Below are 12,941 nucleotides of genomic sequence, written 5' to 3'. Positions count from 1 at the left end.
ATTGAAAATCGTACAACATTTCCGGTAGCCGTTTTTGATATTTTAAATTTCATTCGAAGGATATGCATTTTTTACTAGTACTCATCTAACTCCATGTTATAACGTCTAGCAACTTGCAGGATAACAACCAACTTAATTCAAGCTACAATAAAGTTAAATAGGCCATTCAGGAAGAAAATCCCTCGGAGAACATTTGAACACCTTCGCCAATTCATTCAAATGCCGTATGTTATATTTGTGCCTTTGTTTTTCACTCTCTACATTAGACACGAAGCTATCAGCTAAACCAAGATGTTGGGATAAATCAGTTTGCCGCATTCCAGCCTTTTCTCTGAGTTCTCTCACTTTATTTATTACATATAAGTCAATGACTGATGTATGTTGCTTACTTTCCATTTGTTTTTGGAGGTAAAGCAAACTTAATAGCCAGAAATTAACAACCACAATATTGTGGTTATGTGAATAATTTCACTTATTTTCGATGAAACTTTAAGTCAATGAATACTTCCTAGTTAATTACATTTGCAATTCAATAATATAAAAAGCGAATTTGCTTTACTCTCTAGCTGAAAACTACGACCTTTCAAACGTACGAGAGATTAGGTAAATCGCCTGCATCATACTGGTGTGGGCGTTCTTATCTCGTACGGGGTGTCGTAGCCCTTCAGCTTGGTAGGAACTAACCCACGCCATTTTTTGTTCGTTAGTTCCCAGGCACCCCATTTTCTCACCCGTCATTTCCATTATTTATGAAAGTCAAGTTGACCGACCAACTAGGCTATTGCCTTTCCAAGCACTATTTTTTCTTCTATGCCCACACCCAGCTTGCCCGCAGATTCAAGGAGGAAGTCTGTAAGGAACTCGGCTGGAGCGACCAGACCTTTACACGTAGCCTCGCCTATTCAAGGTTAATTCGAAAACCGGAAGAGGATGTCATTTTTAAAATCGCGTTCTCCTTAATGCATGAAATGCAGGTATTTACAGAACAAATCATCAAAGAACGAAAAGACGAAAACACAGCCATCAACACCCTAATCCTTGGTTATGACAAACTTAATCATTAAAAATCGCGAGGAATTGGAGCTGGTGATGACCGAAATGTTCAAACTGCTCCTGGAAGTCAACCCCTCCATCAAAGGTGCATTCCTTACCCTCCATTTTGAAGCTACTAGTCCCTTTGTCTTTCCCGGAATCCCCATCAGCTACGAATCTGTTACCCTGGCTTCGCCTTTATGGAACTCGGTGACATATGCCATTTCTCCCCCGAAAGACGCAACCAAGAGGGCAAATTGATTCGGTTTTCCATTTGCGCACGATTTGCGCACCAGTTGAAAATGATTGGAAATGTTTGCCGATGTTTAAAAATCATTTGAAAACCCTGTCAGCGGTGGTTGGTTGTTTCGTGAAATATCGAGGAAAAACGAAAAAAAGCCGGAAAATCCCGGTAAATCCCGGAACTGACTATTTGAGAAGTGGCATATTGCTTGAAAAAATGCCATGAGCCCAAAAATTCCACATTCCAACTGGACTGAATCCCTCCGCCAAAATCCCTCCTTCGGTCATTTGACAGATGATCAGAAGGAGGGACTAATTGATAGTATAAAACTCTTAGCCAAAATCCTATTGGCTTTACCCGAAAAGAATACGGTGGTAAATCTCCCTAAGGAATCCGTCAAAACCGCCGCATAATAGGTTTTACTTAAAACTGAAAGAACATGTCATCTCTAAACTCCTTCTCAAAGTTTGCAAAGCCCTCCAGAAGCAGCGCCCCCGCCGTCCTAGTGAACAATAGCATCGCTTACACGCGGGTTTCTTCCAAAGAGCAATACGAACACAACATGAGCCTATCCACGCAAAAGGCGCTGATAGACCGGGAGGCCGCCAATCTGAAAATCCCCATCGTAGAATACTTCGGCGGCACCTACGAAAGCGCCAAGACCGACGGCCGAAAGGAGTTCCAGCGGATGCTGGATTATATCGCGGTCAATAAAGGGCGGATCAAATACCTATTTGTCTACTCTTTCGATCGGTTCTCCCGGACGGGCGGCGCGGCGATCAAGCTGAAGGACGATCTTTTGGAGCAATATGGGATTCATGTTATTTCAGTCACCCAGCCAATCGATACCTCCAACCCCAATGGTTCCTTCCAGCAGGACATCCACCTGATCTTCAGTAAGCACGATAACGTAGTACGACGGCAGCGCACTATTATCAACATGCGGCAGAAATTCGAAGCTGGCATTTGGGTAACACTGCCGCCCCAGGGCTACGAGATAGTGCGGTCGGGTGGAGAGAGGAAAATCCGTGTGAATGATATCGGCAGGAAGATCCGCAAGGCTTTCGTGTGGAAAGCCGAAGGAATGAAGAACGAGGAGATCGTCACCCGACTGCGGGCGATGGGCGTAAAGATGTACAAACAGCAACTCACGAAAATCCTGCAAAACCCTTTCTACTGCGGTATCATCAATCACAGCCTGCTGGACGGAAAGGTGGTGGAAGGAAAACACGAAAAGCTGATTTCCCAGGAGCTGTTCTTAAAAATCAACGGGATCAATGAAAAGGCTCAAGGCTACGGAGTGCCCCACAAAAAAGAAGAAGCAGCCTTGCCTTTGAAGAACTTCATCCGCTGCGGGGAATGTGGAATCCCCTTCACCGGGTACATTGTAAAGGCTAAAAACCTATGGTACTACAAATGCAACCGCATCGGCTGCCGTTGTAACCGTAGCGCCAAACTGATGCACGATGACTTCGTGAAACTATTGGAAGAACTTTCCGTAGATGAAAACTGCATCCCATATGTCGAACAGGCGCTAATCGAGGCGTACTACGAATCAACCGCCGGGAACAGGGAACAAGAGAAAATCTACAACGAACGCCTGAAAGAAGTGGATAAGAAGATCGACGCTATTGAAGAGAAATATTACGCCCTGAATGAAATGACCAAAGAATCATTTCAGAAACTCGCCTTCCGATACGCAAAAGAAAGGGATGAAATCAACCTCGAACTGGGAAAATGCCAGGTAACAATATCGAACCTGGAAGAGAAGGTAAAATCAGTCGTTGAATTTTGCTCCAGATTACCTACCACGTGGACTTCCAGCGAAATCAACGAACAAGAAAAACTACAAAAACTCATCTTCCCGACCGGAATTTTCTATGACCGTAAAAAAGGTGGTTATCGAACCGAAAACATCAATCCCCTATTCGTCCGAATCGCCCAACTACAGCGGGATTTGACTAAAAACGAAAAAGGGGACAATCATTTTTTAGATGATTTGTCCCCTTCTGCGGACCGGACGGGACTCGAACCCGCGACCTCCGCCGTGACAGGGCGGCATTCTAACCGACTGAACTACCGATCCATTTCCCCTTTCGGGGCAGCAAAGAAAAGATTTAATTTTTAATTGACCAATTTTTTTTCCGGAAAATTATGCTCAATCGAAAAGCCGGGCGAAATGATTCTCCAGGTGATTGCGCATCGCGTTTCGGAAAAGCTCCGGGGAACCGTTTTGCAGAATATCCACCAACCCCTTGTGGCTGACGAAATTCCGGACGGTAGACTGCTTACCGAGCAAGCCGCTGTGATGCACGTAGTCGAACACCGGCAACAGCATTTTCTGGAACTTCTTCAGCGTGGCATTCCCCGTGATCTCGTACAATTTTCCGTGGAACGCGATCTCGTGGCTGATGTTGAATATATGGTTCTCCCCCACGTTCGCGGGCTCGTTGTTGACGATGTTGTTGAGGTCTTCGATATCCTGTGGACGAAGGTTCTGAAACAGCAAATCCGCCATTCCGATCTCCAGCACCAAACGTATCTCGAAAATATCCTTGAGCGTTTCTTCGCTCAGGATGTAGGGATTCATGCTTTTGCCCATGATGTCCAGGATATCGGGGCTCGTGATCACCGCGCCCTTCTTCTTTTTAGACTCGATCAGCCCCATCATGCGCAGGCGCAGCAAGGCCTCGCGCACCACCGTACGGCTCACGCCCAGCGCCTCCGCCAGTTCCAGCTCCTTGGGGATCGAATCCCCCACTTTCAGCTTCCGGTCCTGCAACAACGCCACCAGGTTAGCCTCCACCTTGTCTACCAGCGAACTGGTATCCACCGTCTTTAAACTGTCTTTTAGATCGACCAGGTTCATAATATGTATTACTTATAAGGCAAATATAGGAATTGTCATTGTAAATCTTCGCTAAACAATCGATTCCAAAATTTTAAATAATCTAGCTGTATATCAACACCTTATCATGTAAACTTCTTGATTTTTTGTTAACGCAACCCAAAATCCCGATTTAAAATTGGCTTCTTCCTGGATTTGTTTACTTTTGTTATGTTATACATAATACAACCAAAATTCCTCTCCATTATGAAATTCGCGTGCTTACGGGGCCTCGTCTTCCTGACCAGCCTCCTCCTTTCCATCTCCGCCCGGTCGCAATCCGGGCCCCTCACCGGGAAAGTCACCTCCGGAGACGATAACACCCCGCTCATCGGGGTCACCATCGTCATCAAAGCCAAAAAGAAAGCCGTTCAATCCGACACGAAAGGCGAATTCTCAATCGATGCGCAACCCGGAGACGTACTCTCCGTTTCCTACATCGGATTCTCCCCGCAGGAAATCCCCGTCGGCCAGAACCGCCGCATCAACATCGTCCTCGCCTCCGCCGCCTCCAAAATGGATGAAGTAGTCGTAACCGGCTACGGCAGCGCCAAAAGGTCAAAACTCACTTCCAGCATCGCCAAACTCGACAACAAAATCCTCGAGACCGGCCTCCGCTCCAACCCCGCCCAGGCCCTCGCCGGCACCATCCCCGGCGTTCGCGTGGCCACCGGCTCCGGAAGGCCCGGCGCCCTGCCCAGCATCGTGCTCCGCGGCGGCACCAACTTCGACGGGTCAGGCAGTCCTTTGATTATTATCGACGGTCAGGTCCGCGGCTCCATGAGCGACATCAACCCGGACGACATCGCTTCCGTAGAAGTCCTCAAAGACGCATCCGCCACCGCTATTTACGGCGCCCGCGCCTCCAATGGCGTGGTGCTCATCACCTCCAAACGTGGCAAGGCCGGCACCTCCTCCATCAGCCTCAACGCCAAACACGGTTACAGCTACCTCAATTCGCCTTACGAATTCCTGAATGCGGAAGATTATATCCGCTGGACGCGCCTCGGTGTGGTGGAAGCCATCAAAAACGGCACCCTGGCCCCCACTGCCCTCGCGGGCGTTGGCCCCCGCGGCACCGGGAACCTCTATAAAGACGCCCAGGGAAACATCCTCGACGGTAATTACGACTCCCGCGCCATATGGTCCACCATGCGCCTCACAGACGCCAACCGCGAACTGCTCAATGCCAACGACGGCTGGAAAGTGATGACCGACGCCGTGAAAACGAACGCCGCCGGCGAATACGATCCCAACGGCACCAACGCCCAACTGCTGTACAAGAACTTCAATTACGGCGACTACGCCTTCCAATCGCCCGCCAAAACACAGGATTACAACGTGGGCATGAGCGGAGGCAACGACCGCGGGAAATACTACGCCAACATCGGCTACTACGACGAAGAAGGCCTGCCCATCAACGTTTTCTACAAACGCATTTCCTTTACGGGCAACGGCGATTACAAAATCCGCGACTGGCTGACCTCCGAAACGGGCCTCCAGTACACCATGGCTAACTGGCGCGATCAGAGCCTGAACAATGGCGAATCCAACTACTGGGGCCGCATGCTCTCCGCCCCGCCCACCATGCGCGGCACCAACGCCAAAGGCGAACTTATCCTCGGCAGGGACGCCAGCGACGGCAACCCCATCGTCAATGCCGACAAATACATCCGCAAGTTCCAAACCGATAAATTCACCCTCAGCCAGGCACTGAAAATCGATTTCACCAAACAACTCTACGGCCGCGTGCGCGCCATCCTCATGTACGACGAAGGCTTCGACGAATCCTTCAACAAGGATTTCCGCACCGGCCTCCTGAGCCTCACCAATCCAAACACCGGCTGGAACCGCGACCGCTCCAGCTCCGCCGGCTTCGACCGCACCATCCGCCAGACGTACAACGCCACGCTCAACTACAAAGGATCGCTCGGCAAGCATAACCTCGACGCCATGGCCGGTTTCGAATATTACGATGCGTATAACAAAGGCGTGTCCGCCAGCGGAAGACTTGCGCCCACAGACGATTTCATGGACCTGGGCCTCACCCTCAACAACAACCTGACCCAAACCCGCGGCACCGATTCCTGGCACAACCGCGAAAGGATCATGTCGGGCATCGGCAACCTGATGTACGACTATGACGGGAAATACCTCGCCACGTTCACCGTGCGCCGCGACGGGTATTCCCGCCTCATCGGCGACAACCAGTACGGTACCTTCCCCGCGTTTTCCGTGGGCTGGCTCGCACATGAAGAAGATTTCATGAGCAGCGTGAAAGATTGGCTCTCTTTCCTAAAACTCCGCGCCAGCTGGGGCATGAACGGCAACATCGGCATCGGCACGGCCAACGCCATCGGGATTTATGAGCTCCAGGGCTCGTACGGCACACAAACGCCCTACAACGGCGTTACCGGCTACCTGCAGACCGGTATCGCCAATCCGAAGCTGAAATGGGAAAAATCGAAAACAGTGGAAGTGGGAACGGAGCTCGGGTTCCTCAACAACCGCATCACAGCGTCTTTCGCATATTACAACAGGCTAACCACCGACAAAATCGCCAACATCCTGCTGCCCACATCCTCCGGTATCTCATCCATCCGCACCAATAACGGCAGCATGCGCAACCGCGGGTTCGAGATGGAAGTGAGCGGAAAAGTGATCCAGAAAAAAGACCTGAGCTGGACCGTGGCCGCCAATGCCAGCTGGAACAAAAACACCATCGTGAAGCTCCCCTACAATGGCAACGACAAAAACCGCCAGGGTGGCCAGCAAGTGTACGACCCCGCTACCGGCGGGCTCGTTTGGGTGGGCGGATTGCAGGAAGGAATGGAATGGGGCGATGTGTATGGGTTCGTGAGCGACGGGATCATCCGTAACGACAAAGACCTCGCATCCTACAACAAGATCGACATCGCGGCAGGCGAAACGCAATACGGCGCCGCCGCCGGGAAGCGCGTGGCCAGCCAGCAGCTCATCACCGAAAAAGGGCTCACCAACCACATCAGCACCAAACTGGGCGATATGATGTGGCACGATTTCGATAAAAACGATACGATCGATTACCGTGATATGCGCAGGCTCGGGCGCTCCGTTCCCCGCTGGACCGGCGGTATAAATACCACGGTGAACTGGAAGAACTTCCGCCTGTTTGCCCGTGTCGACTTCGCGTTGGGGCATATCCAGCAGGATTTTATGCAGATGTGGTCGCTCGGAAGCTTCCAGGGAGAATTTAACGCCTCCACGGCGGTGAAAGACACCTGGACGCCGGAGAACCCCGACGCTAAGTATCCCCGCTACACCTGGGCCGACCAACTGAACACCAAGAACTACGACCGGCCCAGCAGCATGTTCTGGGTAAATTCCAGCTACCTCTGCTTCCGCGACGTATCCCTCAGCTACAGCCTGCCTGCCAGCCTGCTGAAGCCCGCGCGGATCACGGGGCTCACCCTCACGGTAACCGGCCAGAACCTCGGCTACATCACCAACAGCCAGCTGAAACTGCCCGAGCGCACCGGTTCGCAGAACAGCGCCTACACCATCCCTACCCAACTCGTATTCGGCGCCAACCTTACTTTCTAATCCATCCAAAAAAATTTCCGAAATGAAAAAACTTACATATTTCGCGAAGGCGCTGATCGTCACGGTACTGTTCGCCTCCTGTCAAAAAACGCTGGAACTGTCGCCCGAAGACTATTTCGGTGACGGCAACTTCTGGAAGAACGAGACGCAGGTCGTCAATTTCATGGTGGGGCTGCACAAACAGTTCCGCGATAACCAGTTCATGTTTTACCGTTTGGGCGAAATGCGCGGCGGCGGCATGAGCAACGTGGACGTGCAGAACACTTCCCTCAACGAGCTCCAGGTCATCGAACAGCGGATCGAGGAGAATTCTGCGGGCGTTTCGGGATGGGCCGGATTTTACGCACCGATCCTCCAGATCAACCTCTTTATCCAAAAAGCCAACGCGTCTGGTTTCCTTTCCACGGAAAAGAAAAATTACCTCCTCGGACAGGCCTATGCCATGCGGGCGTGGTATTATTTCCAGCTACTGCGCACTTACGGCGGCGTGCCCATCCGTACCGAACCGGAAGTCCTCAACGGCACCACCGACGTTGTGCAGCTGCGCAAGGCAAGAGCTTCCGAAGCGGAGGTGCTCGCCCTCGTGAAAAGCGACATCAACCAGGCGATGCAATTCTTCGGCACTTCGGCTTCCGCAGATAAAACGCAGTTCACGCCCGATGCGGCCAGGATGCTGAAAGGCGAAATCTTTCTCTGGTCTGCCAAAGTATACGGCAACACCGCCGATCTGAACGAAGCGAAAACCGCGCTCACTGCCATCGGTGGCTATCAGCTGCTGCCTTCGTTCGCCAGCGTGTTCGCCTACAACAACAAGGGAAATGCGGAAATCATCTTCGCCATCCGTTACCGTGTGGCCGAATCGGAAATGAACGTAGCGGCTCACCTGTATTCGACGTTCAACTTCAACGGGCTGCATTATAAAGATTCGCTCGTGAGTGAAGGAGTGGGCAATTTCCTTGTTGATCCGCTGAAGATCGCAGATGTGAACTCCCTTCAGGTGATACAGCGGTACCGGTATACGTTCGAGCTTTTCCAGTCGTACGATGTGGCAGATACCCGCCGCAATGCCACCTTCTATGATTACTACAAAGTGACCACCAGCACCACGCCCTACGTGGTGACCGTCCGCAACACCGCCCTGGTGAAGTTCCTCGGCACCATCGATGCCAACAAGCGCTATTTCGCCGACGACTGGCCGGTATACCGCGAAGCCGACCGGCAGCTCATGCTCGCCGAGATCGCCAATGCCCAGGGCCAGGACCCCACGGTTTACATCAAAGCCATCCGCGACAGGGCTTACGGGCCGGGCAACGACCCCACGCCTTTCGTGAACGGCAGCAAAGACGCCAATGAACTGGCGATTTTCCGGGAGCGGAGCAAGGAGTTCGTGTTCGAAGGCAAACGCTGGTACGATCTGCGCCGCATGCAGGTGGCAGGCCAGCCCATGGTATTCAAATCCGCCGCGCATCCTTTCGGCGTGCTCGATAAAGCCACCCAGGGATACAAGGTCCTCTGGCCCGTGGAGCCCGCCATCTGGACGAACGATCCGCTCGTGAACCAGACACCCGGATACATGACCGCCAAACCACAATAACCCAATATCCATCATCAACGATTCTGAAGCGCATGAAACATTTGCAAGGACTGATTGCCGCTCCCTTCACGCCCATGAACGAGGCCGGAGCACTGAACACGAAACTGATCCCGGAGTATTACCGCCTGTTGAAAGCCAACGGCGTTAAAGGCGCTTTCATCTGCGGCTCCACCGGCGAGGGCGTCTCCATGACCGTCGCCGAAAAGAAAACCGTGACCACGGCCTGGGCCGAATGTTCCCGGGGCGACGACGATTTCAAAGTAATGCTCCTGCTCGGCGGCACCTGCCTGGCCGACTGTAAAGAGCTGGCGCTGCACGCGAGAGACGCGGGTATTTACGCCGTTTCGTTCACCGCGCCGTTCTACTTCAAGCCCGCCAGCGTGGAAGCCCTGGCCCGGTGCTGCGCAGAACTGGCCGCCGTAGTGCCCGGCATGCCGTTTTACTACTACCATATTCCCGTGCTGAACGGTGTGGGCTTCGCGATGTACGATCTGCTCCAGGCCGTAGACGGGAAGATCCCCAACTTCGCCGGGGTGAAATACACGCACGAGGATTTCATGGACTTCCTTTCGTGCCGGAATTTCAAAGCCGGTAAGTACGACATGCTCTGGGGCCGCGACGAAAACATGCTGCCGGCGCTCGCCATCGGCGCCAAAGGGGCCGTGGGCAGCACGTTCAACTATGCGGCGCCGCTGTATCACCTGTTGACAGCAGCTTTCGAAAACGGTGAGCTTGAAAAGGCCGCGCAGTTGCAACAGCAGTCGATCGATATGATCCGCCTGCTCGGCAAATACGGCGGCATCGCTACCGGAAAAGCATATATGAAACTGATCGGGCTGGATTGCGGGGAATTCCGTCTTCCGGTCTCCAACATGAGCGGCGCACAGTTCGAGCTGTTTAAAGAAGACGTTGCCGCGTTGGGGTTCGATCAATTTAAATCCCGGCCCGCGGCCAAGACCCATTCCTGAATAACATGCGATTCATCCGAGACATCAGATTCATGCTGACAGCAAGCCTGTTTTTTTCCTGGATCAATAAAGGCAGCGCGCAACAACCGAACCATATCCGATGGGATGTTGCCGCCAAACTGCCCGAACTGCCCGATGGCGCCCCGCAACCTGGTGTTGCGGGGGCCTTCACGGGCGTACACAACAATGTGCTGCTCCTGGCCGGCGGCGCCAATTTCCCCGACGCCAAACCCTGGGCCGGCGGTACCAAAACCTACCGCAACGAAGTCTATGTACTCCGCGGCGATACGGTTTCCACGTTCCCGCTCGGCCGGTCTGTCGCTTATGGCGCCAGTGCCACCGTGCCAGGGGGCGTAGTGTGCATAGGCGGCGAAAATGCCGGCGGTCCCCTCGCGCAAGTGTTCCTCCTTCAATGGCAGGGGCATGTAGCCGTGAAAGACCTGCCATCCCTGCCTTTCCCGCTGACCAACGCTTCGGCCACCGCCATCGGCTCCACCGTTTTCGTGGCCGGCGGTGAAAACAACGAACGCGTTTCCGACGCTTTCCTTTCCATCGATCTCTCCTCCCCCGCTCCCGAATGGAAGCAACTTTCGCCCATTCCCAAACCGCTTTCCCACAGCGTGCTGGTGGCACAATCCAACGGTTCCAGAACACAACTATTCCTTATCGGCGGCCGCGCGCGTACCGATTCCGGTATCAGCGAACTGAGCTCCGCCGCCTGGCGGTACGACCCTGGAGGCGACCGCTGGTCGGCCATCGCGCCCATCCAAGACGAAAAAGGCATCACCCATCTTTCCGCCGCCACCGCAGTGGCTACGGGCGCCAGTTACATCCTGGTGGCCGGCGGCGACAAGGGCAACATCTTCCACCGGATCGAAACCCTCAACGCGCAAATCTCCCGGGCAACCGGCGAAGCCAAAACGGAACTGACGGAAGAAAAATTACGCATACTCAACAACCATCCCGGTTTTAATACCGACGTTCTTTTATACAATACTATTACCGACACCTGGACCGTTGCAGGCCAGCTCCCTTACTCCGCGCCGGTCACCGCTACCGCCATGAAATGGAACGGCGACATTTACATCCCCAGCGGCGAGGTGCGCCCCGGCACGCGGACCATCGACGTGCTGCGGGGCTCCATCAGCAAACCGTCTTTCTTCTCCACCACCGACTACATCGTATTGGCGCTGTATTTCATCGGGATGGTGATCATCGGGCTGTGGACGTCGCGGCACCAGCATTCCACCGCCGACTATTTCAAAGGCGGCGAAAAAATCCCCGGGTGGGCAACGGGCCTCAGCATCTTCGGCGCCAAACTGAGCGCCATCACGTTCATCGGCATTCCGGCGAAAACCTATGCCACCGACTGGACGTACTTCTTCCTCCTCATGACCATCATTTGCTGCATGCCGTTCGTGGTGCGCTTTTTCATACCCTATTACCGCAGGCTGGGGGTTACATCGTCTTACGAATACCTGGAAAAACGGTTCAGCTACGCCGTGCGCTCCGTTTCCGCGGGCATGTACATTTTATTGCAGCTCGGGCGGATGGGCATCGTGATCCTGCTGCCGGCCATCGCCCTGTCTGTCGTAACCGGTATCGACGTTAAACTGAGCATTCTCCTCATGGGCGCCGTGAGCCTGTTTTACACCGTGCTCGGCGGCATCGAGGCGGTGATCTGGACGGAAGTTGTTCAGGTGATCATTTTGCTGGCGGGCGCGCTGCTGGCGCTGGTACTCATCCCGATGTCGCTCACCAGCGACGGGGCGGCGGTTTCGCGGACGCTCGCACAATACGACAAACTGAAGCTGTTCGATTTCCGTTTCGATTTTTCGTCTGCCACATTCTGGGTGGTGATCATCGGCGGGTTCACGCTCAATCTCATCCAGTACGGCTGCGATCAGACCGTGGTGCAACGCTACCTGACCACGCCCGACGAGAAAACGGCCGTTCGCAGCCTCAAGCTCGGCGCCTGGCTTACCCTTCCGTCTACCATCATATTTTTTGCCATCGGCACGCTACTCTTTTTGTTTTACCGCGATCATCCCGGGCAGGTCAACATGGCGCTGGATGCACAGGACACCATTTTCCCCTGGTACATCGTGACGCAATTGCCCACCGGCGTGGCGGGACTGGTGATCACCGCCATTTTCGCCGCGGCCATGGGCAGCCTCAACGGCAGTCTGAACGGGGTTTCCACGGTTTTCGTGAATGATTTCCTCCGGCGCCTGCAACCCGGGAAGGGCGACAAATTCTATCTCCGTTCCGCGAAGCTCACCACGCTGATCGTGGGGCTCGCGGGAACGGGGATCGCCTGGTCGATGGCGGAACATGGCGCCACGTCGCTGTGGGACCAGTTCAACCTCATCCTCGGCCTGTTTACCGGCGGGGTCGGCGGGCTCTTCGTGCTGGGGATCTTCACCCGCCGCGCCACGGACGCCGGCGCCGTTGCGGGGTTCGTGGCCAGCGCGGCGATACAGGTCCTGCTGCTGCAATTCACCGACATGCACCTGCTCATGTACGCCTTCACAGGGCTCGCTTCCTGCGTGATAGCCGGATACGGCTGGAGCGTGCTTTTCCCGAAAACACAAAACATTTCCGGTTTAACCATCTATCGATAAAAAAATAACG

General features: G+C 53.7%; 8 protein-coding genes, 1 tRNA gene and 1 pseudogene. 7 read left to right on the top strand and 3 right to left on the bottom strand.

Annotated features, from left to right (window positions below; all coding sequences use genetic code 11):
• Positions 1–153: 153 nt before the first annotated feature.
• Positions 154–396 (bottom strand): helix-turn-helix domain-containing protein, encoded by a 243-nt coding sequence (locus tag ACQKLP_RS05920; RefSeq protein WP_427320973.1) that lies wholly within the window; start codon positions 394–396, stop codon positions 154–156.
• A gap of 353 nt (positions 397–749) precedes the next feature.
• On the opposite strand from ACQKLP_RS05920, the gene ACQKLP_RS05915 reads away from it, so the two are divergent.
• The 3 genes and pseudogenes from ACQKLP_RS05915 to ACQKLP_RS05905 all read left to right on the top strand — a co-directional run.
• The gene (locus ACQKLP_RS05915; RefSeq protein ID WP_427320971.1) at positions 750–1,064 is read left to right on the top strand and encodes a hypothetical protein; all 315 of its coding nucleotides are present in this window, start codon (positions 750–752) and stop codon (positions 1,062–1,064) included.
• A complete protein-coding gene (locus tag ACQKLP_RS05910; protein ID WP_427320969.1) occupies positions 1,045–1,293 on the top strand; it encodes a hypothetical protein in 249 nt (82 codons plus the stop codon). Before ACQKLP_RS05915 ends, ACQKLP_RS05910 begins: the two co-directional genes overlap by 20 nt.
• A gap of 422 nt (positions 1,294–1,715) precedes the next feature.
• Positions 1,716–2,498, top strand: a pseudogene (locus ACQKLP_RS05905) (recombinase family protein); the annotation flags it as partial.
• Between the two features lie 790 nt (positions 2,499–3,288).
• On the opposite strand, the gene ACQKLP_RS05900 reads toward ACQKLP_RS05905, so the two are convergent.
• Together ACQKLP_RS05900 and ACQKLP_RS05895 are read right to left on the bottom strand one after the other, a co-directional pair.
• Positions 3,289–3,362: transfer RNA gene (locus tag ACQKLP_RS05900), tRNA-Asp, on the bottom strand.
• Positions 3,363–3,434: 72 nt separating this feature from the next.
• Entirely contained in the window at positions 3,435–4,145 is a 711-nt protein-coding gene (locus ACQKLP_RS05895) for a FadR/GntR family transcriptional regulator (RefSeq protein WP_341843132.1), read from the bottom strand.
• A gap of 225 nt (positions 4,146–4,370) precedes the next feature.
• Between ACQKLP_RS05895 and ACQKLP_RS05890 the strand changes: the two genes are divergently transcribed.
• From ACQKLP_RS05890 to ACQKLP_RS05875, 4 genes are read left to right on the top strand one after another with little or no spacing between them, the layout of a single operon-like run.
• Positions 4,371–7,745, top strand: a complete 3,375-nt coding sequence (locus ACQKLP_RS05890) for a SusC/RagA family TonB-linked outer membrane protein (protein WP_427320967.1) — start codon at positions 4,371–4,373, stop codon at positions 7,743–7,745.
• 22 nt (positions 7,746–7,767) lie between these two features.
• Complete coding sequence (locus ACQKLP_RS05885; protein WP_427320965.1) at positions 7,768–9,339, top strand: RagB/SusD family nutrient uptake outer membrane protein; 1,572 nt, start codon at positions 7,768–7,770, stop codon at positions 9,337–9,339.
• A 32-nt stretch (positions 9,340–9,371) separates the two neighbouring features.
• The gene (locus ACQKLP_RS05880) at positions 9,372–10,307 is read left to right on the top strand and encodes a dihydrodipicolinate synthase family protein (RefSeq protein WP_427320963.1); all 936 of its coding nucleotides are present in this window, start codon (positions 9,372–9,374) and stop codon (positions 10,305–10,307) included.
• A 5-nt stretch (positions 10,308–10,312) separates the two neighbouring features.
• Complete coding sequence (locus ACQKLP_RS05875; RefSeq protein ID WP_427320961.1) at positions 10,313–12,931, top strand: sodium:solute symporter family transporter; 2,619 nt, start codon at positions 10,313–10,315, stop codon at positions 12,929–12,931.
• The last annotated feature ends 10 nt before the right edge of the window (positions 12,932–12,941 follow it).

This window comes from Chitinophaga sp. NPDC101104 (assembly GCF_050277495.1).
GTDB lineage: Bacteria > Bacteroidota > Bacteroidia > Chitinophagales > Chitinophagaceae > Chitinophaga.
This window is presented reverse-complemented; position numbering and strand designations above follow the sequence as displayed.